The organism is uncultured Clostridium sp. (genome assembly GCF_947039605.1).
Taxonomy (GTDB): Bacteria; Bacillota; Clostridia; order Clostridiales; family Clostridiaceae; genus Sarcina.
Genome location: NZ_CAMQZG010000041.1, coordinates 1 through 24,221 on the forward strand (window position 1 = coordinate 1; position 24,221 = coordinate 24,221).

The 24,221-nt window shown below is 30.2% G+C and carries 21 protein-coding genes, 4 tRNA genes, 1 riboswitch and 1 other annotated feature; of the genes, 7 read left to right on the forward strand and 18 right to left on the reverse strand.

The window, feature by feature from the left end; all coding sequences use genetic code 11:
• From Q0V24_RS13340 to Q0V24_RS13350, 3 genes are all read right to left on the reverse strand, one after another.
• Positions 1-74: transfer RNA gene (locus Q0V24_RS13340), tRNA-Gly, on the reverse strand.
• A 5-nt stretch (positions 75-79) separates the two neighbouring features.
• Positions 80-154, reverse strand: a tRNA-Gln gene (locus Q0V24_RS13345).
• A gap of 4 nt (positions 155-158) precedes the next feature.
• Positions 159-235 (reverse strand) — tRNA-Arg (locus Q0V24_RS13350).
• Positions 236-447: 212 nt separating this feature from the next.
• Between Q0V24_RS13350 and Q0V24_RS13355 the strand changes: the two genes are divergently transcribed.
• Positions 448-855, forward strand: coding sequence for an HNH endonuclease (locus Q0V24_RS13355; protein ID WP_297522290.1), 408 nt, complete (start codon positions 448-450; stop codon positions 853-855).
• A gap of 97 nt (positions 856-952) precedes the next feature.
• On the opposite strand, the gene Q0V24_RS13360 is transcribed toward Q0V24_RS13355, so the two are convergent.
• Positions 953-1,040 (reverse strand) — tRNA-Leu (locus tag Q0V24_RS13360).
• 286 nt (positions 1,041-1,326) lie between these two features.
• Positions 1,327-1,533: a binding site (T-box leader), on the forward strand.
• Between the two features lie 87 nt (positions 1,534-1,620).
• On the opposite strand from Q0V24_RS13360, the gene thrS reads away from it, so the two are divergent.
• Positions 1,621-3,555: a threonine--tRNA ligase gene (thrS, locus tag Q0V24_RS13365; RefSeq protein ID WP_297522291.1), complete on the forward strand. Its 1,935-nt coding sequence runs from the start codon at positions 1,621-1,623 to the stop codon at positions 3,553-3,555.
• 224 nt (positions 3,556-3,779) lie between these two features.
• Positions 3,780-3,998 (forward strand): hypothetical protein, encoded by a 219-nt coding sequence (locus Q0V24_RS13370; protein ID WP_297522292.1) that lies wholly within the window; start codon positions 3,780-3,782, stop codon positions 3,996-3,998.
• Positions 3,999-4,078: 80 nt separating this feature from the next.
• On the opposite strand, the gene Q0V24_RS13375 is transcribed toward Q0V24_RS13370, so the two are convergent.
• The 4 genes from Q0V24_RS13375 to Q0V24_RS13390 form a co-directional block, all read right to left on the reverse strand.
• On the reverse strand, positions 4,079-4,930 hold the full coding sequence (locus Q0V24_RS13375) for a homoserine O-succinyltransferase (protein WP_297522293.1): 852 nt from the start codon (positions 4,928-4,930) through the stop codon (positions 4,079-4,081).
• 3 nt (positions 4,931-4,933) lie between these two features.
• Positions 4,934-6,214 (reverse strand): O-acetylhomoserine aminocarboxypropyltransferase/cysteine synthase family protein, encoded by a 1,281-nt coding sequence (locus Q0V24_RS13380; protein ID WP_297522294.1) that lies wholly within the window; start codon positions 6,212-6,214, stop codon positions 4,934-4,936.
• A 135-nt stretch (positions 6,215-6,349) separates the two neighbouring features.
• Positions 6,350-6,485, reverse strand: a riboswitch (SAM riboswitch).
• Positions 6,486-6,796: 311 nt separating this feature from the next.
• A complete protein-coding gene (locus tag Q0V24_RS13385; RefSeq protein WP_297522295.1) occupies positions 6,797-7,369 on the reverse strand; it encodes a 5-formyltetrahydrofolate cyclo-ligase in 573 nt (190 codons plus the stop codon).
• Positions 7,370-7,378: 9 nt separating this feature from the next.
• On the reverse strand, positions 7,379-9,037 hold the full coding sequence (locus Q0V24_RS13390; protein ID WP_297522296.1) for a bifunctional diguanylate cyclase/phosphodiesterase: 1,659 nt from the start codon (positions 9,035-9,037) through the stop codon (positions 7,379-7,381).
• Between the two features lie 154 nt (positions 9,038-9,191).
• On the opposite strand from Q0V24_RS13390, the gene Q0V24_RS13395 reads away from it, so the two are divergent.
• On the forward strand, positions 9,192-9,716 hold the full coding sequence (locus Q0V24_RS13395; RefSeq protein ID WP_297522297.1) for a ferritin-like domain-containing protein: 525 nt from the start codon (positions 9,192-9,194) through the stop codon (positions 9,714-9,716).
• A gap of 39 nt (positions 9,717-9,755) precedes the next feature.
• Here Q0V24_RS13395 and glmM read toward each other — a convergent pair whose 3' ends face one another.
• Positions 9,756-11,102: a phosphoglucosamine mutase gene (gene glmM / locus Q0V24_RS13400; RefSeq protein WP_297522298.1), complete on the reverse strand. Its 1,347-nt coding sequence runs from the start codon at positions 11,100-11,102 to the stop codon at positions 9,756-9,758.
• Between the two features lie 407 nt (positions 11,103-11,509).
• Between glmM and Q0V24_RS13405 the strand changes: the two genes are divergently transcribed.
• Positions 11,510-12,802, forward strand: coding sequence for a DUF349 domain-containing protein (locus Q0V24_RS13405; protein ID WP_297522299.1), 1,293 nt, complete (start codon positions 11,510-11,512; stop codon positions 12,800-12,802).
• Between the two features lie 49 nt (positions 12,803-12,851).
• Here Q0V24_RS13405 and Q0V24_RS13410 read toward each other — a convergent pair whose 3' ends face one another.
• The 8 genes from Q0V24_RS13410 to ptb all read right to left on the reverse strand — a co-directional run bounded on the left by Q0V24_RS13410 (position 12,852) and on the right by ptb (position 20,248).
• On the reverse strand, positions 12,852-13,934 hold the full coding sequence (locus Q0V24_RS13410) for a HAMP domain-containing sensor histidine kinase (protein ID WP_297522300.1): 1,083 nt from the start codon (positions 13,932-13,934) through the stop codon (positions 12,852-12,854).
• On the reverse strand, positions 13,915-14,601 hold the full coding sequence (locus tag Q0V24_RS13415; protein ID WP_297522310.1) for a response regulator transcription factor: 687 nt from the start codon (positions 14,599-14,601) through the stop codon (positions 13,915-13,917). Before Q0V24_RS13415 ends, Q0V24_RS13410 begins: the two co-directional genes overlap by 20 nt.
• Before the next feature lie 135 nt (positions 14,602-14,736).
• Positions 14,737-15,033, reverse strand: coding sequence for a YerC/YecD family TrpR-related protein (locus tag Q0V24_RS13420; protein ID WP_297522301.1), 297 nt, complete (start codon positions 15,031-15,033; stop codon positions 14,737-14,739).
• Positions 15,034-15,296: 263 nt separating this feature from the next.
• Positions 15,297-15,914, reverse strand: a complete 618-nt coding sequence (locus tag Q0V24_RS13425) for a 4-alpha-glucanotransferase (RefSeq protein WP_297522302.1) — start codon at positions 15,912-15,914, stop codon at positions 15,297-15,299.
• A 95-nt stretch (positions 15,915-16,009) separates the two neighbouring features.
• Positions 16,010-16,312 (reverse strand): hypothetical protein, encoded by a 303-nt coding sequence (locus Q0V24_RS13430; protein ID WP_297522303.1) that lies wholly within the window; start codon positions 16,310-16,312, stop codon positions 16,010-16,012.
• An 80-nt stretch (positions 16,313-16,392) separates the two neighbouring features.
• The gene (locus Q0V24_RS13435; protein WP_297522304.1) at positions 16,393-18,126 is read right to left on the reverse strand and encodes a ferredoxin hydrogenase; all 1,734 of its coding nucleotides are present in this window, start codon (positions 18,124-18,126) and stop codon (positions 16,393-16,395) included.
• A 103-nt stretch (positions 18,127-18,229) separates the two neighbouring features.
• Positions 18,230-19,300, reverse strand: coding sequence for a butyrate kinase (buk, locus tag Q0V24_RS13440; RefSeq protein WP_297522305.1), 1,071 nt, complete (start codon positions 19,298-19,300; stop codon positions 18,230-18,232).
• A 45-nt stretch (positions 19,301-19,345) separates the two neighbouring features.
• Complete coding sequence (gene ptb / locus Q0V24_RS13445) at positions 19,346-20,248, reverse strand: phosphate butyryltransferase (RefSeq protein ID WP_297522306.1); 903 nt, start codon at positions 20,246-20,248, stop codon at positions 19,346-19,348.
• A gap of 309 nt (positions 20,249-20,557) precedes the next feature.
• On the opposite strand from ptb, the gene Q0V24_RS13450 reads away from it, so the two are divergent.
• Both Q0V24_RS13450 and Q0V24_RS13455 read left to right on the forward strand, forming a co-directional pair.
• Positions 20,558-21,379, forward strand: coding sequence for a hypothetical protein (locus Q0V24_RS13450; RefSeq protein WP_297522307.1), 822 nt, complete (start codon positions 20,558-20,560; stop codon positions 21,377-21,379).
• Positions 21,380-21,452: 73 nt separating this feature from the next.
• The gene (locus Q0V24_RS13455) at positions 21,453-22,262 is read left to right on the forward strand and encodes a hypothetical protein (protein WP_297522308.1); all 810 of its coding nucleotides are present in this window, start codon (positions 21,453-21,455) and stop codon (positions 22,260-22,262) included.
• Between the two features lie 45 nt (positions 22,263-22,307).
• Here the strand turns inward: Q0V24_RS13455 and Q0V24_RS13460 are convergent, their stop codons facing one another.
• Positions 22,308-23,909 carry an NAD(P)/FAD-dependent oxidoreductase gene (locus tag Q0V24_RS13460; protein WP_297522309.1) on the reverse strand — a complete coding sequence of 534 codons (1,602 nt, stop codon included), beginning with the start codon at positions 23,907-23,909 and terminating at the stop codon, positions 22,308-22,310.
• Between the last annotated feature and the right edge of the window lie 312 nt (positions 23,910-24,221).

Here is a 24,221-nt window from a genome sequence, read left to right on the forward strand (position 1 = left end):
TGGAGCGGGTAGTGAGAATCGAACTCACCTATTCAGCTTGGAAGGCTGACGTTCTACCAATGAACTATACCCGCAAAGTTGGCTGGGATAGCAGGATTCGAACCTACGCATATCACAGTCAAAGTGTGATGCCTTACCGCTTGGCGATATCCCAAAGTTGGTGTACCTTTAGGGATTTGAACCCCAGACCCACGCCTTAGAAGGGCGTTGCTCTATCCAACTGAGCTAAAGATACATATTAAAAACTTACATACTTTGCATTCCCACAGACAAGTTGTCCGCTTGATTATATTAGTAATTATATCCCCATAATCATATTCTGTCAACACTATTTTATTATTTTATTAATTTTTTTAAATTAATCTGTTAATCACTAATACTCACTCTCTTTTATGCATACTCATAATATGATATCGTTATATTAAGAATATTTTAGGAGGTTGTCCTATGAATTGTGAAGTTTGTAATGCAAAAGGTGATATTCATCATATTGTTTACAGAACCCGCGGTGGTTTAAATTTTAACCTTAACTATAAGTATCTTTGTAGAACTCATCACAGAAGCATAAATGGACCTCATAGAGATAAAATAACTGATTATAAATATAAACTTGAAATGCAAGACAAGCTCTATTCTACTTTTTCAAAAACATACTACTCTATCTTTTTGATAAATGAAATATTAGGACTATCAATAAGTAGCCGAAAAAAAATTCAAGACTCATTATTTTTATATAAAGAAGGCTACAAAAATACAGAGCTTATCTTTTTTTTAATGGGTAATCATCACTACTCTACTATAGGATTAGAAGATTTTATTCTTCAAACAGCAATTGATAAAGAAAAATCTTTATAAATATAAAATACCCAAAGACTTTTCTAGCCTTTGGATATTTTTGTTTTAGAACGAAAAATGAGGACTGTTATTTCTAACAATCCCCAAGGTTCTCTGATGGTGCAATCAGAGGGAGTCGAACCCTCACGTCCGTAATGGACACTAGATCCTTAGTCTAGCGCGTCTGCCAATTCCGCCACGACTGCATGTCGTAATTTAATTATATATCTATAATTTGTAAAATGCAATAGTTTTATTTCTTATTTTTAATTTATAAGTTATTTTTTTACAATTATACGAGTTATTTTCTAAGATAAATGTTCTTTATTCAAAACTTAATCTATTGCTAAAATGCTTATATCACTTTTTTATTTCTATAGCATACTATATTTAGTAGCTATACATTTAATCTAAATAAACTATGGATATTTTTTTGATATTTTGTGAAATTATTTGTTGACAGTCATTATTAATAGTCTTATAATTTGATTAATGAATACGTTGATGAGAAGAGTAAACATAAATGAATCTTCAGAGAGAAATACATTTGCTGTGAGTATTTTAGATGATTTTTGTTGAAAACTACCTCGGAGTGACTCTAATCCAGTCCGCAGATGCTGCGTTAAAGCTATTTAAGTGGTACAGTATTGTACAAATTGGGTGGAACCACGGGAATCTTTCGAATCTCTCGTCCCTTTTCTAGAAATAGAAAAGCGACGGGGGCTTTTTTTATTTTAAAGGATACTCGCCCCGATATAAAAATATATAAAAAAGGGAGTTTTTAATATGATTAAAATTACATTAAAAGATGGTTCAATCAAAGAAGTTGAACAAAACAGTTCAGTATTAGATATCGCAAAAGCTATTAGTGAGGGTCTTGCTAGAAATGCTATGTGCGGAATCGTAAATGGAGAAGTTAAAGATTTAAGACACAAAGTTTCAGCTGATGCTGAACTTGAAATATGTACATGGGATTCAAAAGAAGGTAAAGATGCTTTCAGACATACAGCATCACACGTTATGGCTTATGCTGTTAAAAGACTTCACCCAGAAGTTAAAGTTGCTATAGGACCTTCAATAGATGGTGGTTTCTATTATGACTTTTTAAAAGAAGATTCATTCTCAGAAGCTGATTTTGCAGCTATCGAAAAAGAAATGAAAGCTATAGTTAAAGAAAACCCAGAAATTAAATTCTTCACAAAATCAAGAAGCGAAGCTTTAGATTTCATGAAAGATGAACCTTTCAAAGTAGAACTTATAAATGATCTTCCAGAGGACGCTATTATATCATTCTACCAAATAGGTGATTTCACAGACCTTTGTGCTGGACCTCACTTATTATCAGTAAAAGGAATCAAAGCATTCAAATTACTTAGAACAGCTGGAGCATACTGGAGAGGAAATGAAAACAATCCTATGCTTGCTAGAATATATGCAACAGCATTCCCTAAGAAAGCTGAAATGGATGAGTACTTAGAAGCAGTTGAAGAAGCTAAAAAAAGAGACCATAACAAACTTGGTAGAGAGCTTGGAATATTCACAACAAGTGAACTAGTTGGTCAAGGACTTCCATTATTAATGCCAAAAGGTGCTAAAACAATGCAAGTACTTCAAAGATGGATTGAAGATGAAGAAGAAAGAAGAGGATACCTTTTAACAAAAACTCCTATCTTAGCTAAAAGTGACCTTTACAAAGTTTCAGGACACTGGGATCACTACAAAGATGGTATGTTCATACTTGGGGATGAAGAAAAAGATGAAGAAGTATTTGGTTTAAGACCAATGACATGTCCATTCCAATATGAAATATATAAAGCTGAGCAACACAGTTACAGAGATCTTCCAAAGAGATATGCTGAAACATCAACACTTTTCAGAAAAGAAGCTTCAGGTGAAATGCACGGACTTATAAGACTTAGACAATTCACACTTGCTGATGGTCACTTAGTTGTTAGACCTGATCAATTAGAAGATGAATTTAAAGATGTTGTTGATTTAATCAAATATGTTATGACAACACTTGGAATAGAGAATGATATCACATACAGATTCTCAAAATGGGATCCAAAAAATACTCATAAATATATCAACAAGCCAGAAGCTTGGGAATCAACACAAAACTTAATGAGAGAGATGTTAAATCACCTTGAAATTGACTTTGAAGAAGCTGATGATGAAGCTGCTTTCTATGGTCCAAAACTTGATATCCAATTCAAGAACGTTCATGGTAAAGAAGATACAATCATCACAGTTCAAATTGACTTTGCTTTAGCAGAAAGATTTGATATGAGTTATGTTGGTAAAGATGGAGAAAAGAAAAGACCATTTATCATCCACAGAAGTTCAATTGGTTGTTATGAAAGAACACTTGCTATGCTTATAGAAAAGTATGCAGGAGCACTTCCTACATGGATGTCACCTACTCAAGTTAAAGTTCTTCCATTATCAGATAAATATGCTGATTATGCTGACAAAGTTGCTAAAGACTTAAAATACAATGGTGTTAGAGTTGATGTTGATCACAGATCAGAAAAACTTGGATACAAAATAAGAGAAGCTAGACTTGAGAGAACTCCTTACATTGTAGTTGTTGGTGAAAAAGAAGAAGCTAACGGTGAAGTTTCAGTAAGAAGTAGAAAAAATGATGACGAGGGTTCAATGCCATTCGCTACATTCTTAACAAATATCAAACAAGTTATAGATAACAGAGAGCAAGTTTAATTTAAACTTAGCCTTAAATATTAAATGGCTGCCAATTATGGCAGTCATTTTTTTATTTTAATTTATCTTTTATAATAACTTCCTAAAAATAAATTTTTTTGTAAATTTAAATGAATTTGTTTTCATTTAATTTACTTCTTGTTTAGGTTTTCATTATATTTATTTACTATAATAAATATATAAACAAACGAAAGATAAAAACTAATTTGAGGGGGATTTAAATTATGTGGATTTTAAATATCTTAATAACACTAGCATGGGTAGTAGGTACAGGTTACCTAGCTAAGAAAAAAGGCCTCAACGTTATATTATGGGGAGCTATTGGTGGGATGTTCTTTGCCTTAGGACTATTACTTTGCCTTACTTACTCATTCTACGTAGACTATAGACGAAATAATGGAGCAAAAGCTTTTGGATTTACTATCCTTGGAAAAAGAGCTTAATATATATAAATGACTAGCCTAAATTTTAGGCTAGTCATTTCCTTTTAAACACTGTTCCAACTTCCAAGCTAATCTTTAAATTATCTTAATAAATTTTTATAAAACTTAATTGCATCTTCTCTCCAATTGAAATTAATTCCCTTATCTATATCATTATCAATAAAATAGCCCTTTGGTTTATTTATTTTAAATCCTTTTTCTAAATCACGAGTGTATTCTTTTTTTAGGCTTTCCTCATCATACTCTATATGCCCAAGTATATAATAATCATTGAATTCGCCCCTTAAAAGATGTTCTTCCCCCTCCTCCGTAACAGAAATTAACTTTAGCTTATTGCAATTTCCTAAATCCTTTTTTGAAAGTTTTGTATGTCTAGAATGTGGTGCTCTAAAACCACTTCCTATACCATCTAAGATTTCATCCCCATTCAAAATCTCATGTGAAAAAACTCCAAAAATTTTCTCTTCAGTTAATATCTTTCTAATTCCATAAAAATGATTTAATGCAACTTGTGCTCCCCAACAGATAAATAAAGACTTATTAATATTTAATTTTGCATAATCAAGAACTCCCCTAAGCTCTTTTATATAATCAACTTCATCAAAATCCATTTTCTCAAGTGGTGCTCCAGTGACTATAAGAATATCAAGACTCTCCTTAACCTCATCAAAACTTCTATAATTTTGTACTAAATAATCGTAGGGTATGTTCTTTGGTTTATAGCTATCAAGCCTTATAAACTCCACCTTAATATCATTTGAGGTTTCACAAAGTAATCTTAAAATTTGTGTTTCTGTTTCACATTTTGTTGGCATTAAATTAAGCACCCCTACTCTTTTGCAGCAATAGCCCTCATCCTCACTTACCTCTATATCATATTCCTGTGATAAAGGTGCAAGTCCATTTATGTTTTTAGAAAGATATATCGTCATAATTTATTCTCCTATCGTATTAAATGCTTGTTCAAAGTCCTTTATAATATCATCTGCATCTTCTATCCCAACTGAAATTCTAATAAGATCAGCGCTAACTCCTGATGCAATCTGTTCTTCCTCAGTTAACTGACTATGAGTTGTACTAGCAGGATGTAATATTGATGTCCTTGCATCCCCTATATGAACAACTAATGCAGTTAATTTAAGTGCTTTAGTAAATGTTTTTGCTACCTGCACTCCACCTTTAATTCCAAAAGTAAGCATTCCTGAACCACCTTTAGGTAGTAAGCTTTTTGCCCTTTCAAAATCTTTTTGTGTTTCAAGTAATGGATACCTAACCCAACTTACTTTTTCATGTTTTTGTAGGTATCTTGCAAGTGCAAGTGCATTACTACTATGTCTTTCCATTCTAAGATGAAGTGTTTCAAGCCCTAGATTTGTAAGGAAAGCATTTTGTGGACTCATTACACACCCAAAATCTCTTAAAAGTGTTACCCTAAGTTTTGTTATATAAGCAGCCTTTGCGAATTTCTCCACATATTTAATTCCATGATAACTTGGATCTGGCTTTACAAGTTCTGGAAATCTTCCATTATTCCAATCAAAATTCCCTGAATCTACAATTATTCCACCCACAGCAGCTGCATGTCCATCTGAGTATTTAGTAGTTGAATGAACCACTATTGCAGCCCCATATTCAAATGGTCTACATAAATATGGTGTAGCTATTGTACTATCAACAATAAGTGGAACCCCCGATGCTTTTGATAATTCTGAAAATTTATCAAGGTCCAAAATGTTTATACTTGGATTTCCTATAATCTCACCATAAAAAAGTTTTGTATTATCATCCACAAGAGCTAAAATTTCTTCTTTTGTAGCCTCTGGACTTATAAACTTTGTTTCAATCCCAAGTTTTTTAAGATTAATGTTAAATAAATTAAATGTTCCACCATATAAATTTGATGTTGATATTATATTATCCCCACTAGAGCACAAATTAAGTACAGCTAGCAAAATTGCTGATTGTCCTGATGATACTGCAACAGCTCCAACTCCACCTTCAAGCTCATTAAACTTAGCTTCAAATCCTTCTAATGTTGGATTACTAACCCTTGAATAAAAGTGTCCTGAAACCTTTAAATCAAAAAGGTCTGCTAAATGATCTGGATCATCATATTTAAATGTTGTGCTTTGACATATTGGTAATATTCTAGCCTCTCCAACCTTTGGCTTGTAGCCTCCTTGAACACATATTGTCCCTTTACTATATTTACTCATAAAAAAAAGCCCCCCCTTATTTCTTTTAGGTGGCAATTATACAAGTTGCAACATAGCTAATATAGATTAAAATAAAAAAACTATTCCAATCTATAAGAGATTGAAATAGTTCTACTTTTCAATAAAAAACAATCTCTTTTATCTTTCAAGAAAATAAGCTCTATAAAAGCTCTTTTTGCATTTTCTTGCAGGATTTAGCACAATTCTGACTTATACAGTCAGCTGTTGCTAGGTTTCACAGGGCCAGTCCCTCCACCTTTCTTGATAAAAGACCTATATTAAATTCGTATTTATGAATTTATTATATTCTAAATAAATGGATTTTACAACCATTTATTACAATATTTAGTTCATTATATTAAATTTTATTTATATATCAACTTCAATTTATATCTTAATTTATTTTAACTTCAATTTAATCTAATGCTTAATTGCTATTATGCTTCTATCAATTCAAATAGGAGCATCACTAACTCCTAAGCCTCAGATGGTTGGCTTTCGCCTATAAAGACTTTTCGTCTAACATAATATTTTAGATTATTTGATTATTAATCTATTAAAATTATAAAATTACTTTCTCTTTTAATTATTGATTCCTAAATGATTTACAATATGATTATTTGAAATAATCATCTCTACACTTACATCATATTCTGTAGGGTACACAGTTGTTACAAATTGATAGTCATAACATAAAGAAATTTTTATAGAATTTTTATATCTTACAAAGAATCTATCATAAAATCCACCACCATAACCAAGCCTTTTATTTAAGCTATCAAAAGCAAGTCCTGGAACAATTGTTAAATCAACTATTTCATTTAAATCTTCTGACTGTGAGCTTGGCTCTAGTATTCCAAAACTTCCAACTTCTAATAATTCATCAAGCGAATTTATTTTTAAAGCTTTCATTGTTTTATCCTTCATAATCCTTGGAACTGCAACTACTTTTCCATCTTTAAATAATTGTTTAATTATTTCTATCGTATTTATCTCTTCTGATGTACTCACATATATAAATACAACTTTTGATTTTTTATATTCTTCAGTCTGAAAAAGCCTTTCCCTTAAGTTTTTATCTAATAAATTTTTTTCAATTTGGTCCATACTTTTTCTTTTCTCTCTCATTGTCTTTCTTAAAGATACTTTATCCATTCTTTCTCCTTACTTTTTAACAAACTCTCGTAGTCTTATGATTGGCATTGGTTTATAAAAGAAATATCCCTGAATATAATCACACTCCATTTCTTTTAACATCCTTGCTTGCATATAATCTTCCACACCTTCTGCAACAACTTTAAAACCTAAAGTCTTTGAAACATCTATAATGTATCTAACTATACTTCTATGTTTTTCTCCATTTTGAATAAAACTTCTATCAATTTTTATTGTATTGATTTTAAATTCTTTTAAGTACTTTATTGAACTATATCCTGTACCAAAATCATCAATTGCAATTGATATTCCAAGTTTACTTATTCTATCAAATTTTTCAACAACTTCATGTGAATTAAACATCCCTATACTCTCAGTTAACTCAAGTTCAAGATTTTTTGCTTGAAGCCCACTCTCTTTTAGTGCAACTTCAACTTCACCTACAAATGATTTTTGTAAAAATTGAATAGGCGAAACATTAACTGCAACACTTATATCAGTTCCAAGTTCATCATTTAATTGTTTGATATCCCTCACTGCTTTATTCAAAATCCAATTTCCAAGAGTAATTATATAACCTGTTTCTTCAGTAAGCTTAATAAATGAAAATGGTGAAATATATCCATATTCATCATCAAACCATCTTACAAGTGCCTCAACACCATCAATCTTATTTGTTTTCAGATTAACTTTTGGCTGATAATGCAGTTGTATATCACCTCTCTCAAGTGCCCTCTCTATCATGTCTAAAGTTATATCCTTCTTATTTTTGCTAGTAAAGAATTCATAACTATTTTTCTGTCTTTCTTTTATAGTTGTCATTGCAAGATATGCATTATTTAGCATTGCAGCTGCTGTTTTTTCCTTATCACCCTTTATACAAATTCCGATACTAGCTGAAATAAACCCTCCAACCCCAATATCTTTTATTCCATTTATGCGATTAAGAAGTCCTTCAACAAACTCAGAACTATTATCAAAGTTAAGCTCTTCTGATTTAATCATCACTGCAAACTCATCTCCACCAAGTCTTGCTATCACACTATCAATATCAATAAATTTAGTTATTTCATCTGCAACAAGTTTTAAAATAGCATCACCTTTATGATACCCAAAATTATTATTATAATATGAAAAACCATCAATATTAATATATATAACTATAATTTTTTTATCAGGATTTTTTTCAATTTCCTTATCTAGTTCAATAAGAAATGTTGGTCTATTCATAAGACCTGTTAATTCATCATACTTACTATAATAATTCATTTTTTCTTTATACTCTGTTATCGAATGTCTGATTCCATCTATGTTTTCTTCTATATCATCAGATTTTTTCAGCCTATCTAAATCGTCGTCAATTATAACAAACTTTAGTTCTTCCTCAATTAATCTTATTTTATTTAAAAGCTTATTTTTCGAAATTTTTATTCCTATCACAAAAAATGATAAACCAGCTAAAAAAAATATAATTGTACAGCCTAAAATAGTTTCATTGATATATCCTTTTAAAACCTCATTAGATAATTCTAAATTGTATACATTTACATAATTATCTATTTTACCCTTAGTATACTGAGAAATAATGCCTATTGAAAAGCCTAGTGCAGACAATATTATTATTCCTATCTTGAGTATGCTCTTACAGAAATCATCTTTTTTTCTCATAAAATAAACACCTCATATAAAATATACTTTAATATTATCATATTTTATGGATTAAATGTATAAATTTTGAAACAAAATTAAATACTTAATTTAACCATAAAACTTTTTTTTCATAAGATATAGTAAATAAATATATTTTACAGGAGATTTTTTTATGAGTTATACAACTTCTAAACAACCCCAAGGTAAACCAAGAAATCTAGCAAACTTTCTTCGAGAAGCTATGGTTGGTGAGCTTGTGGCAATAAACGACTACCAAATGCACTTAGGCTACTGTCCTATAAATGATGTTAAGACAACTCTCGAACATATAATGGAAGATGAAAAAAGACACTATGGTATGTTATTAGATTTATCGAGAAAATGTGACCAAGTTCAATGTAAAAAAGCTAGTGAAATCTCTGACCACATATCTCTAAAATGTAAATCACTTAATGAGCATAATAGTAAAAAGAAAATAAGCCAATCTTCACTTTTAATTAAACTAAGAGAAGATATAAAAGGTGAACTTGAAGCTATTATAGCCTATGAAGACATTGTCTATAAAATTGATAATAAGGAAGCTATTGAAATTTTAACTCAAATAGCTAATGATGAAAAAGAACATGTTGAAGAATTAACCTACATTCTTCAAAAACTTGATAGCGATTGCTATGGACCACTCGAAAAAAAATGCTAAAAAAAGCAGTAGAAAATTTCTACTGCTTTTGCTATATATCTATTTAACTTTTTCTAATATTAAATTAGCAAGGTCATTTGCAAGCTTATCAATTTCAACTTGGTCTTCCCCTTCTAACATAACTCTTACTAAAGGTTCTGTACCTGAAGGTCTTATAAGAACTCTTCCTCTACCCTCTAGTTTAACTTCTATCTTAGCTATTTCTGCTTTAATTTCTTCATCTATTTCATGAATGTTCTTTCTCTCATTTGGAACTTTAGCATTCACAAGTACTTGTGGTAGAACTCTCATTACTTTTGCAAGTTCTGATAATTTTTCACCAGTTTCTTTAACTATTGTAGCTATTTGAAGTGATGTTGCAAGTCCGTCGCCTGTGCTATTATGCCCAAGTAATATAATGTGACCTGACTGTTCTCCACCAAGCATATATTCATTTTCTATCATATTTTCAAGAACATATCTATCTCCAACAGCAGTTATTTCTGTATTGATTCCTTCTTTTTCACATGCAAGCATAAGTCCAAGATTACTCATTACAGTTACAACTAAAGTATCATCTTTTAGTTCGCCTCTATCTTTTAAATATTTAGCTGTGATTGTTAATAAGAAATCTCCATCTACAAGGTTTCCATTCTCATCTACTGCTAAACATCTATCAGCATCTCCATCATAAGCAAAACCTAAATCACAATTATTTTCTTTTACAAACTTCATTAAATCTTCTGGATGTGTAGAACCACATTTTTCATTTATGTTTATTCCATTTGGTTTATTGTGAATAACAAAAACTTCTGCACCAAGTTCTTCAAAAGCTCTCTCTGCAACTGAATAAGCGGCACCATTGGCACAATCTAAAGCTACTTTAAGCCCAACTAGACCATTTTTAACAATTTTTTTTGAATATTCTATATATTCTTCATTTGCATTTTCAAGTTTGCTTTCTCTACCAATTCTAGCTCCTGTTGGTGTTGGAACACCTTTAAATCCAGTTTCAATTACTTCTTGTATTCTATCTTCTAATTCATCAGATAATTTGTATCCTTTTGAGTTAAAGAATTTTATTCCATTATACTCAACTGGATTATGTGATGCTGAAATCATAACTCCTGCATCTGCATTATATGCTCTTGTCAAATGCGCTACTGCTGGTGTTGGTATAACATCAAGCACTATTGCTTCTGCACCTACAGATAATATACCTGCAACTAAAGCTGATTCTAGCATATCTCCTGATATTCTGGTATCCTTTGCAACTAATATTTTAGCTTTATGAGTAGCCTCTGTTAAAACATATGCACCCGCTCTTCCTAAGTCATACGCAAGTTCTGATGTTAGCTCTGTATTTGCAATACCTCTTACTCCATCTGTACCAAATAATCTTCCCATCTTGTCACCTCTAATTAAAATTAATATCTTTATTATAGTATATTCTTATAATTCTATCTTTCTATTTAACTGCCTTAATTATTCAAAATAATTTTCAGGCTATAAACTCACTCTATTATAGACACCTTAACGCAAATTTCGCTAAGTTGATATAAATATAACCCATTAACAAATTATTGTCAATTCTGAGTATATCTTCACATAATTTAACATATATCTTTTATTATAGATTCTATTTTTGAAAGTTCAAACGTCGTTATACTTCAATTTAGTGCAATTGAAGTATAATTACATATAAATATTAAGTAAATCTAAAAAAAATAGCATTAATAGCACATTATAGTAGACATACTTTTTTTAGAGAACTAGAATAGTACTATACGCATAATTCGAAAGGGGATTTAAAAATGAAAATTAAAGAGTTTAAGAAATACATAAAACAGAATGGTCAAAGTTTAAACAATGCTTTTGCTACGGAGCTAGATGAATTTGATAAAGAAAATGTAGTTAAAAGAAGAGAAATTATAGAGCAAATTATTGTTCTTGCTAATACATCAGAAAATTGGAAAGAGGCCAACAAGAAATTCTATGAGTTACTTGAGGAATTCAAAGTCACTCCTTGTTCTGATACAACTGAACTTCCAAAATTAAATGACGAAATGAATAAAGCTAGAAAAGCTTTTTATGATAAAAGACAAGAATTCTACGATAAGGCTGAAGATAGATTTAAAGCAAATGCCGTGCAAAAAGAAGAAATCCTTGCAAATCTTGGAGAAATTCACTATGCAGCAGATGCTATTAAGAATACAGATGAGATAATTAATAAAATAACAGAAAGATTCTTTGAACTTAAATTTGCTGGTGCAAAGCAACAAACATTATATAAAGCCTTTAATGATCTTAGAGATGTTTTAAGAGAAGAAAGAAAAGTTGCTGTTGAATCTTTAAAAGAAACTTATATTGAAAAAAGAATACAGAAAAAAGTTTTAATAGAAGAATTATCTAGTCTTACTGAAAATGAAAACTGGAAAGATGCTACTACTAGATTTAATGAACTTACTGAAATATTCAAAACAATTGGATTCTCAGGAAAAGAAGAAAATGATGAAATTTCAGCTGCATACAAAGCTGCTAAAGATAACTTCTTCCAAACAAGACAAGTTTTCTTTGATGAAATGAAAGCTGGTTATTCAGCTAACATAGAAAAAAGAAAAGAACTTACTGAAAAAGTTAAAGAGCTTTATGTAAATGAAAACTGGAAAAATGCTTCTGCTATAATAAAAGAAATTAGTGAAGAATTCTTTAAAGTTGGATTCTGTGGAAGTGATTCTAATGAAACTATCGTTAATGAATTTAAAGAAGTTCGTGATGGTTTCTATGCTTTAAGACAAGAATACTTTGATGAAATTAAAAGTTCAAGAAATGATAAGCAATTAGATTTCTTAACAACACTTGGTAAAAACAAAGAAGACTTCATAGTTAAACTTAGAGGATTTATAAGTAATGACTCTGGCAAATTAGAAGAATTTAAAGAAAGATTATTCTCAGTTAGACCTAGTGATAAATCAGAAGAAATAATCGGGAACTACCAAACAATTATTGAAGATATTCAAGGTAGAGTTGCTTCAAACAAAGATAAACTTAAAGTTGTACAAGATGAATTATTCCAAGTAAAAAAACAAATTAGTGAATTAAAATAATTTTTATATAAAAAACGGTTAAGCAGATTTTGCTTAACCGTTTTCCATATTATAAATCCGTTATTGTAAATATGCTTCCTTGCCCCTCTTTACTTCTAACAAATATTTTCCCACCATGAGCATCAACTATACTTTTAGTTATAGTTAACCCAATACCAGAGCCACCTGTTGCCCTTGCCCTAGACTCATCAGTTCTATATAGTCGCTCAAATATATATGGTATATGTTGTTTTCCTATCCCAATCCCCTCATCAGCAACAGAAATTTGAACATTCCCTTTATTCTCTTCTACTGTTATTTCAATTCTTCCACCAACATTAGAATATCTTATTGCATTACTTATAAGATTTACAAATGCTTGTGCCATTCTATTTTTATCAATAAAAACCTCAATAGCATCTCCATTTACAACCACTTTTAAATCTTTATCTAGCATTTGTGCCCTAAAACTTTCCACATTATATTCTAAAAGAGTTTTTATGTTAACCTTACTTCTTTTTAAAATAATTCTTTTATCATCATAAGAACACAATTGTCCAAAATCTAAGGCTATTTGTGATAACCTTTCAACCTCTTCCTTTATACTTTCAAGTCTTTCAGGTGTTGCTTCCCAAACGCCATCTATAATTGCCTCTAAATGTGAATTCACATTAGTTATTGGAGTTCTTATTTCATGTGCTATATCACTCGTTAACTGCTTTCTAACTTTTTCTTGCTGACTTAAATCTGAACTAAGTTTATTTATAGTATCAGTAAGACTTCTCAGTTCCTTTATATTAGTTCCTATTTCTATAGGTTCATCTAAATTTCCATTAATAATATCCTTAGCCTTATTTTCTATATAAAGTATAGGCTTACCTATAGCATTTGACAATATACAACCTATAATTACATAAGAAATAAATAATATAATTCCAAGTAATACTATAATCTCAGCAACTAAATTTAAAAATTCATTATGTCCCTGAACAGAAAAAGATTTATTCTGAAAACATTCTCTCATATAACTTGTAAAAGCCTCATCAAAACAACACTTAAATAAAATCAAACTTACTGTTGATATGATTGCTGCCATCACAACTGTTGGGAAAATCATTCTAAATTTTAAACTTCTAATCTTTTTTCCCTTCAAACCTATACCCAACTCCATAAACTGTTACTATATATTTTGGTTTTTTACTATCTTCCTCTATCTTACCTCTAAGGTTTTTCACATGAGTGTCTATAACTCTATCATAACTATCATTTTCATCCCCTAAAGCAAGTAGTAAAAGTTGTTCTCTACTATAAACCCTTTTGGGATTTTTCGCTAAATTTAAAAGTATTTTATACTCTGTTGCAGTAAGTATCACAGGTTCATTTTTTAGTAATACCTCATGACTGTTAGCTTTAATAATAAGTTCCTCATTATCAAAACTATAAATATCTTTATCTGAACACTTTTCAGTTCTTTTTAAAACAGCCTTAACCCTTGCCACAACCTCTTTTGCACAAAATGGCTTTGCTATATAATCATCTGCTCCAACTTCAAATCCTGCAAGTCTATCTTCAGCTTCATTTTTAGCCGACACCATTATTATTGGAACATCACTTTCTTCTCTTATTTTTTTACAAACCTCTACTCCACTCATATCAGGAAGCATAAGATCTAATAAAATTAAACTTACTTTATTTTCTTCAAATAATTTTAAAGCATCAATTCCATTATTAGCTTTTAAAACTTTAAAATTATCTTTATTTAAATATGCTTCTAAAACTTCTACTATTTTTATTTCATCATCTACAATAAGTATACTTATTTTCCTCACCTCTTCTAACTGTTAGTATTTTATAATTACCTTAATCTCTTGTTTTGCTATCTTTTATATTATAAACTTTGCTAAAAAATTTTACAAAAGAAAAAGAGGACATTTTTCGCCCTCTGTATATTTATTTTATTTATCTATTTTCTCTAAAATTAAATTATATCCCTCACTACCATATGTTAAAGCTCTATTTACTCTACTTATAGTTGCTGTTGATGCTCCTGTTATGCTTGCAATTTCTATGTATGTTTTTTTATCATTTAACATTTTTGCTACCTGTAATCTTTGTGATAAAGCTTTTATTTCTGTGATAGTAGAAACATCTTCAAAAAATCTATAACACTCTTCTTGTGTTTCTAAAGCAAGTATTGCTTTAAAGAAATAATCTAATTCTCTACATTTTAACTTTGACTTAAAATCTTCCATAACTCTCTCCCCTTCTGATTATATATATGTCTATCCAAACATTTCATTACTTTATCATAATAAAGTATTTTGTTATAAAAGTGAAGTAGTAAAAAACTTTACTACTTCTGTAATTCTAGATTATATTTTATATCTTCATAAATTCTCTTTGTTAGTACAAACAATCCTTGTCCACTACTAACATATACTATCCCTTTTATTCATAACTTTTACTTAATATTTTCTACAAAATATTAAATCACCTTTTATTTTTCAAAAATATTTTAAAAAACTTTTAAAACTCTCTTAGCTTTAATTCCTAAATCTCCAAAATAATTTTTTAAATTTCTCCATTGCTTATGAAATTCATACTGAACAAAAATTTGATAATTAATTTCTTCTTCAAAGTCATTTCTTATCTTATCTACATTTTCCGGATGATTTCCTTTATATATTTTCCATTCATCAAAAGAGTCAACTTTTATAAACTCCCTTGCAGACATATACAATGAATAATCATCAAGCCACTCCATCTGTTCTAACATAAACTCCTGTAACTTAAAATCTAAAATACCTTTTGAATTTTTATATGCTAATTTCAATATTCTTTTTCTATCTTGATTATTACCAACTTCTATATCTTTATAATCATTTTTAGATAATAATTTATCATTTCTTAAAAGGCTTAAATCTATGAATGCAGGATTACCAACAAAATCTACAATCTCCTTATGTAGTGATCTTTCATCTAACATACCTGTAAATATATTTATCTCATAGCAATCAACATTTAAACTTTTTATCTCATCTGCTTTTTTATAAGCTTCTTCACCAAAATTTCTTATCATATAAGCTTTGCTTAATACTTCATTTCCCATAACTGTTACATTACTTGCTTCCATACCACACACACTCCTTTTTTCTATTATTAAAGTATATGAAAAAAGAAAGGGAAATAGCTCATATATACCTACTTCCCTTCCTAAATTATATATTTTTATAATAAAATTTCTTTTAATTCCTTACTAATTAAAGAATCTATACTCTCTATAAGTTCTTTAATTTCAATTGTATCTTTTTCACTTCTTCCACTTTGAAATATTGCAAGTGGTTTTCCTGTACAGCAATTTCTAATAAGTGTATAAACTCTAACTTCTATTGCTCCATCTATACTTCTAAACTCTTCATAAGTTAATTTCTTTTTATCTATATTAACCCCAAAATCCCTTACTCCATTGTTAACCTTTATATCCACCCCTGTATATCTTTTAGCTACAATCTCTGCTGATATTGCTATCACTTTAAATCACTCCCTTAATTTAACTTTATACTATTAAATTTACCCTTATAAAATCCAAATTAAAAGTACTTAACTAAAATTTAATGTTTTGATTCTCTATCATAAGAATAATGCAATAATTGATGAGCCTTATATTCTCCTAGTTTCCCCATAAACTGCGCATATAATTTTATAATCTCTGGATTTTGATGTGCTTTTCTTTTTAGAAGACTTAAATCCTGATTATATAAAACCTTTCCTCTTGCACTTTTTATATCAATTTTTGCCCTGTCGAGTGCTGTTAAGTGAGGTTGTCCCCCGCCATTAATACATCCACCAGGACAAGCCATAACTTCTATAAAATGATATCCCTCTTCAAGTTTTCCAGCTTTTATAAATTCAGAAAGATTTGCAGCACCATTTATAACTGCAACTTTTAGATCCATATCACCAATTTTCACAATAGATTCTTTAACTCCCTCATACCCTCTAACCTGTGTAAATTCAGTCACAATCTCAGTATCACCTTCAATAAAGTCTTTAGCTGTTCTAAGTGCCGATTCCATAACTCCCCCTGAACTTCCAAAAATAACACTAGCGCCTGAATATTCACTCATTAGTGAATCTGATGTACCATCTTCAAGGTCTGAAAACTTTATCTTTTTATCCTTTATCATTCTCGCAAGTTCTCTAGTTGTTATAACTGCATCAATATCTCTTCTACCTTCAAATTCAAATGCCTCTCTATCAGCTTCAAACTTTTTAGATGTACAAGGCATTATAGTTACTGTAAATACATCTTCTGCATTAAGTCCTTCTTGCTTTGGATAATAAGTTTTTGATGTTACACCAAATATTTGTTGTGGTGACTTTGTAGTTGAAAGATTCTTTTTAAGTTCTGGATAAAACTTTTCAACTTGTCTAACCCAAGATGGGCAGCAAGACGTAAACATAGGTAAGTTTTTATTTTCCTTAACCCTATCTAAAAGCTCTCTAGCCTCTTCCATAATGGTAAGGTCTGCACCAAAGTTTATATCAAATATTTTATCAAAACCAAGTTCTCTTAAAACTGTATAAAGTTTTCCTGTGACATCTGTCCCAAACTCCATTTTAAATAATTCCCCCATAGAAGCTCTAACAGCAGGTGCCATGGCAACTACAACATGTTTATCAGGATTATTTATAGCATCATTTACTCTTTCTATATGTGACTTTTCTTTAAGTGCATCTACAGGGCAAGCTATGACGCATTGTCCACATAATAAACAATTAGTATCATCAAAACATTTAAGCCCATCTGCCCCAACTCTTCTTTCATTCTCAACCTTATGGAACTTTATCGAGTTTGTCTTTGTATAATTTCTACAAGCTGCAACGCACCTACCACAAACAGTACACTTACTTCTATCAAATGTAATTGCCCTACTTCTATCATCTACATAATCTGATTTATTTTCTACTTTAAAAGGTTTTGTAGCTCTAGCTTTTGTTTTTATAACAAGCTTTAAAAACTCACAATTTTCTTTTCTGCTACAAGGTCCACATTTAAATTCATGCTTATCTAATATTACTGTAACAGCTGCTTTTGTTTCATCTGTAACCCTTTGTGTATTAGTCTTTACAACCATACCTTCCTTAGCCTTCATAGCACAAGCCCTTGCAAGTCTTTCTTGTCCTTCTATTTCAACTAAGCAGACACCACATTGTCCTATATTTGCACAATCCTCTAAGAAGCATAATGTTGGAATTTCGATTCCATTTTCTCTAGCAAGTTTTAAAATTGACTCTTTTCCCTCAAACTCAATTTGCTTATCATTAATAGTCATAAAACTCATAAATATATATCCCCCATACATTCTTTTTTTAAATAAATTAATTGTTAAACTTTTAACTAACTATAGTATTTAAAAAGTGCCCCCAAAGAGGCACTATTCTATTTTAAGCATAAACCTTAGCATTTTCTTCGCCAGTTAGTACTCTTAAAGCACCTTCAGCAAGCGCAAGCATTTCATCTTCTCCACCATAAACAGTAATTTTTGATATCCACTCTGTTTTAGCTTTAATTCTATCAACTACCATCTCACTATAAGCAATTCCACCAGTTAAGATTATTCCATCAACCTTACCCTCTAAAACTACTGCTTTCTCCCCAATAGCATTACATATCTGATACATAAATGCATTGTATATATTTTCTGCCTTTTTATCCCCCTGTGCAATTCTAGTTTGAACCTCTCTTTGGTCATTTAAACCAAGATAAGCTACATAACCACCATTACCTACAATCTTTCCATAAACCTCTTTCTCAGAGTATTTACCACTAAAACATAACTTAATAAGATCTCCTACAGGAACCGCCCCAGCTCTTTCTGGTGAAAATGGACCATCTCCATCAAGTGCATTATTAACATCCACAACTTTTCCATGTTTGTGAGCCCCAACTGAAACTCCTCCCCCCATGTGCACGACTATAAGATTTAACTCTTCGTAGCTTTTTCCAACTTCTTTTGCAAATCTTTTAGCAACAGCTTTTTGATTTAAAGCATGGAACTTACTTTTTCTTGGAATATCAGGACAACCTGAAACTCTTGCAACTTCTGAAAGTTCATCAACAACAACTGGGTCTACAATAAATGCTCTACCATTTACTGAATCAGCGATTTCTTTAGCAAGTATTCCACCAAGATTTGACGCATGTGGTCCTTGAACCCCTATTCTTAAATCTTCAACCATTGAAGTATTTACTTCATAAGTTCCACCCTCGATAGGCTTTAACATTCCACCTCTACCAACAACTGCATCTATACTCTTAATATCAAAATTATTTTTTTCTAAAATATCAAGTATCAATCCTTTTCTAAAATCTAGCTGATCTGCTACCTCTGCATACTGAGCTATTTCTTCTGATTGATGTCTTAAAGTTTCTTCAAATACTTCCTTTGTATCATCATACACTGCTACTTTAGTAGATGTTGAACCTGGATTAATGACCAATAATTTATATCCCATATTAAATTCCCCCCCAATAAATTCTCTCATAAATTTATAAATTAATTATTTTGATGAAACAAGTGCTGCCACTGCTATTGAATTAACCTTAACTTCAAAACTATCTGATCTTGATGTTAAAATAACTGGAGCTGAAGTACCAACAAGTAATCCACCATTTCTTGTTTTTGAAAGCATTGTTAAAGTCTTATACATAACATTCGCTGTTTCTATATTAGGCAAAAGAACTATATCAGCTCTACCAGCAACGTCTCCACTAACACCCTTATGCTCTGCTGCCTCTATTGAAATAGCATTATCTAAAGCAAATGGTCCGTCAACTAAACACCCTTTAATTTGCCTTCTATCATTCATCTTAGCAAGCAAAGCTGCATCTACTGTTGCCTGCATATCTTGATTTACTACTTCTACTGCACAAACTACTGCTACTTTTGGAATCTTTATCCCACAAGCAGTTGCAACACTTACAGAGTTATTTATAATTTGAATTTTTGCTTTCAAATCTGGATATGTGTTAAAAGCTGCATCTGTTAAGAATAAAAGTCTGTCATATCCTTCTATATCAAATACAGATACATGTGACATAAGCTTTCCTGTTCTAAGACCAACTTCTTTATTTAAAACACTTCTTAAAAATGTCGCTGTATCAACTAAACCTTTCATTACCATATCAGCTTCCCCAGAGGATACAAGTCTAACTGCCTCAAGTGTAGCTTTTGCTATATTGGGTTCATTTACTATTCTAAAATCTGATAAATCAAAATCAATTTCATTTGAAATATTTCTTATTTCTGGTTCACTTCCAACTAAAATACCATCTACCATTCCCATTCTACTAGCCTCTTTTAAAGCCTCTAAAACCGGCTTATCCTGTGCTACAGCAACAGAAACTGTTTTTTTACCTACTTCTTTTAACTTCTTAAATAAATCCTCAAAATTTTTACTCATTATTGCACCCCTTAACCCTTTGTCTTATATAAGTTTTTATCTTTTTCTCAAAATTTTCATTCCACTTATAAGTTTATCAAATTTAAACTTTTTTATCAAATTTTTCCATTCTTTTTTTGTGATTATTTTATGACTCTTTTACTATTTTAGTGTTATTTTTAGATAGTATTCATCTATCTTGCATTTACCTTACTGAAATCGCTTACATTGGCTATTCTTCTTGATATAAATTTATTTTCCCAACATTTATCTTTTGAGATTCTAGTACTATACTATCCTAAAACAAGCATTTATTGGAGGTTTTACTATATGTGTAAACTAAAAAAATTCACCCAAATTATAAGCGATCAAGATTTATTCAAATTCCATTTACTCCTTACTAAAGAAGGGCTTAACATTCTAAATAAAATTGAATCGACTGTATTAGATACTCAAATAATTCGAAATACTTACTTTTTACTTTTTTATAACCTTTGGAATACAGAAACTTATAAACTAAAAAAATATGATACTTTAATCGACTATATAAATTGTAATATTGATAAATATAGCCTAGAAGCTAAATCACTTTCACTCCCAGAAATACATGACTTTTTTAAAATCCTTCCTACTAATGAAAAGGATTCTATTATAAAAAAAAGAGAATCAAATTATATAAATGAACTTATTATCAATAATATCTTACTAAATAAATTCAAAAAAGAACTTAACCTCAAAGATTGTTTCTATGAAATCCTTCTAAATTCTTTTTCAAAAAGAAAAACAGAGTTTAGAGATTCTACTGGTCTAATACAATCTAAATCTAATGATTCTCGCACTTGTTACCACGCTTACATTATTACTTTAGATAAAATATATTTTAAAAAACTTGATTTTAAATATCAGGAAATTTCTTCAGAAGAATTTTCTTTAAATGATATTAAATTTATAAGCTTTGTTGGCCCAAGACATTATTCTGATTTTTCAAGGAATATGGTAATTACATTTAGTCATTTTAGAGATATCGGAATTTTTCAAAACCAAGATTATGATTCAAGAAAACTTAAAGAAGTTTTACTATTACTTTTAGAGTCAAAAAATATTCTTATTAAACGATTATCAACTAAAAGTAACATTAGAAATATAATTTGAATTTTTATATAAAAAACTATATTTTTTTATGAGTTATAATATGAATATTAACTTTATAAATTGGAGGTTCCTAATGCTAAAATTTAAAACTATAACAAAAGCTGTACACAAAAGAGATTTATATAAATTTCATATTTTAATCAATGAATATGGTGAAATAATTTTCGAAAAATTAAAAGATGTAAGTGGTATTTCAAATACTGAAAATCTTTATTTTCTTTTACTAACAGAACTTTGGAATGAAAAAGAATATGTTATAGAACATATCTCTCAATTTGATGATTATATAGACTTTAAACTTGATTTGATAAAAAAAGAATCTGTCTGCCTAACACTTACTAAAATTAAAAGTTTCCCATCTCTTGCAGATGAAAACATTGATTTATCTATTTTAAAAGAAAGACAAACTATACACAGAAATGAGATTATTATAAATAGCATACTTATTGATAATTTTAAAAATGAAATCAATACTGATGATTTTAAATTTAAAATTGTAGTGCCAGTTATAAAAAGGGCTATGGAGACTAATGGTATGTTTTATAATCTAACTCATTCTTCTCATTATGCTTTCTTTATTTATCTTGTAACAGAGAAAAAAATATATGTTAAATCACTTAATATAAAATTCGAACAATTACCTGATACAAGAGCCTACTCAGAACATAACCTTAATTCTTTAAGTGAAGTTAAAATCATGGCAAGTGAAAGCCTAGAGTCTATTTCTAGAGAATTCAGATTAGAATTTACTGATTCACAGCCACTTATACTGCTTTCAGAGTACTCTATTGAATCTAGAGATATAAAAAATTATATTCTTAAATATGCAAGTGATAAATCAATCCCTGTGATTGATTTTCCCAAAAATTATGATTTATTGTAGGAAAAAAAGAGACAACACTAAATTAATTAGCGTTGTCTCTTTTCACTATTTCATAGGTGCATACTTTTCTATAATTCTTTCTGCAACTTTAATTCCATCAACTGCTGCTGATATAATTCCACCAGCAAATCCTGCACCTTCTCCTGCTGGGTATAACCCTTCAAGTGAAATGCTTTGAAGTCTTTCATCTCTTTTAAGTGTTACCGGTGCTGAAGTTCTTGTTTCAACCCCTGTAAGTACACTATCTGCATGACCAAACCCTTCAATTTTTCTTTCAAAATCTGGAACCGCTTCCTTGATTGCTGTTACAACATAATCAGGTAAACATTCTCTTAAATCTCTAAATACATGATTAGGTGCTACTGATGGCACTACACTTTTAAGTTCTGTAGTAACTCTATCTTCCATAAAATCACCTAAAAGTTGAACTGGTATTTTATAATCTGAACCTCCAACTTTAAATGCAAGTTCTTCATATTTTCTTTGGAATTCCATTCCTGCAAGTGGGTGGTCACTACCATAATCTTTTGGTCCAACAGTTACCACAAGTGCTGAGTTAGCATTATCTTTATCTCTAGCATGATAACTCATACCATTAACACAAAGTCTTCCATCTTCTGAAGCTGCATTTACTACAACTCCTCCTGGGCACATACAGAATGAATATACAGCTCTACCAAGTTCTTTGCTTTGGTAAACTAATCTATATTCTGCCGCTCCAAGTTTTGGATGAGTTGCATATGGTCCATATTGATTTTCATTAATTCCTTTTTGTGGATGCTCTACTCTAACCCCTATAGAGAAAGGCTTTGCTTCCATAAACACTTCATTCTCAAATAACATTTTATATGTATCTCTTGAACTATGTCCTATAGCAAAAATAACTTCATCTGCAAGAATTTCTTCTCCGTTAACTATAACGCTTTTAACTCTTCCATTTTCTCTAGTTATTCCTTCAACTTTTGAGTTAAAGTGAACCTTTCCACCACGTGATTTAATTTCTTCTCTAATATTCTTAACAACACCTTTTAAAATATCAGTCCCAACATGTGGTTTCCCTTTATATTTTATGTCTGCTGGTGAACCATGTTCTATTAGAGCATCTAAAACAAAGTCACATCTGTTATCTTTAATTCTTGTAGTAAGCTTTCCATCTGAGAATGTACCAGCTCCACCTTCACCAAATTGAACATTTGATTCTTTATTTAAAGCTCCACTTTCCCAAAACTTATCAACAGTTATAGTTCTAGCATCAACATCTTCTCCTCTTTCAAAAACAAGAGGCTTGTAGCCCTTTCTTGCAAGAAGTAATGCTGCAAAAAGACCTGATGGTCCCATCCCTACAACTACTGGTCTATGTTTAAGTTCTTCAACTCCACAGATAACATCTGCTTTATATCCCTCTTTTTCTACTAAGATATCTTTATCTTTAAGCTTTTTAACTAAAGCTTCTTCATTTTGTAAATCTATATTTATAGCATATGTGAACTTTAAATCCTGTTTTTTTCTAGCATCAAGTGATTCTTTTATTATATTATAACCACTGATTTTATCAACTGATAGCTTTAACTTCTTCGCTATTTTTTTATCTAACAAATCTTTAGATTCATCAATACCTAGAGTTAAATTTATGATTCTAATTGTCATGTTGTTTTCCTGCTACTCAAAATATGGACAAATATACCCATATCGAGATTTTTACTGCTTCTTAGCATCTTGTTTTGCCAAAGCTACTCCAATTTGATATAATGCTCCACAGTCATAAACTCCCGTCTAGCCAACGGTACATATACAAATATCTATTTTACGTTAGATAATTTTGTATTCTTTGCAATCCCTTAGATTATATGATGCTTGTAAATCTCTATCACATATTAGATAATCTTTGATGATATCTTTGCACCTTAGCTATTTGTTTTTGGATATTTTGTCTAGTAGCTTCTCCTTTTTCTTTATTTT

Coding starts and splice junctions, on each gene's coding strand:
- Q0V24_RS13455 (WP_297522308.1), top strand. CDS start 21,453: ATGCTAAAATTTAAAACTATAACAAAAGCTGTACACAAAAGAGATTTA.
- Q0V24_RS13435 (WP_297522304.1), bottom strand. CDS start 18,126: ATGAGTTTTATGACTATTAATGATAAGCAAATTGAGTTTGAGGGAAAA.
- Q0V24_RS13405 (WP_297522299.1), top strand. CDS start 11,510: ATGAAAATTAAAGAGTTTAAGAAATACATAAAACAGAATGGTCAAAGT.
- Q0V24_RS13385 (WP_297522295.1), bottom strand. CDS start 7,369: ATGGATAAAGTATCTTTAAGAAAGACAATGAGAGAGAAAAGAAAAAGT.
- Q0V24_RS13355 (WP_297522290.1), top strand. CDS start 448: ATGAATTGTGAAGTTTGTAATGCAAAAGGTGATATTCATCATATTGTT.
- Q0V24_RS13370 (WP_297522292.1), top strand. CDS start 3,780: ATGTGGATTTTAAATATCTTAATAACACTAGCATGGGTAGTAGGTACA.
- ptb (WP_297522306.1), bottom strand. CDS start 20,248: ATGAGTAAAAATTTTGAGGATTTATTTAAGAAGTTAAAAGAAGTAGGT.
- Q0V24_RS13390 (WP_297522296.1), bottom strand. CDS start 9,037: ATGAGAAAAAAAGATGATTTCTGTAAGAGCATACTCAAGATAGGAATA.
- Q0V24_RS13425 (WP_297522302.1), bottom strand. CDS start 15,914: ATGGAAGCAAGTAATGTAACAGTTATGGGAAATGAAGTATTAAGCAAA.
- Q0V24_RS13450 (WP_297522307.1), top strand. CDS start 20,558: ATGTGTAAACTAAAAAAATTCACCCAAATTATAAGCGATCAAGATTTA.
- Q0V24_RS13375 (WP_297522293.1), bottom strand. CDS start 4,930: ATGACGATATATCTTTCTAAAAACATAAATGGACTTGCACCTTTATCA.
- buk (WP_297522305.1), bottom strand. CDS start 19,300: ATGGGATATAAATTATTGGTCATTAATCCAGGTTCAACATCTACTAAA.
- glmM (WP_297522298.1), bottom strand. CDS start 11,102: ATGGGAAGATTATTTGGTACAGATGGAGTAAGAGGTATTGCAAATACA.
- thrS (WP_297522291.1), top strand. CDS start 1,621: ATGATTAAAATTACATTAAAAGATGGTTCAATCAAAGAAGTTGAACAA.
- Q0V24_RS13395 (WP_297522297.1), top strand. CDS start 9,192: ATGAGTTATACAACTTCTAAACAACCCCAAGGTAAACCAAGAAATCTA.
- Q0V24_RS13460 (WP_297522309.1), bottom strand. CDS start 23,909: ATGACAATTAGAATCATAAATTTAACTCTAGGTATTGATGAATCTAAA.
- Q0V24_RS13420 (WP_297522301.1), bottom strand. CDS start 15,033: ATGGAAGATTTTAAGTCAAAGTTAAAATGTAGAGAATTAGATTATTTC.
- Q0V24_RS13380 (WP_297522294.1), bottom strand. CDS start 6,214: ATGAGTAAATATAGTAAAGGGACAATATGTGTTCAAGGAGGCTACAAG.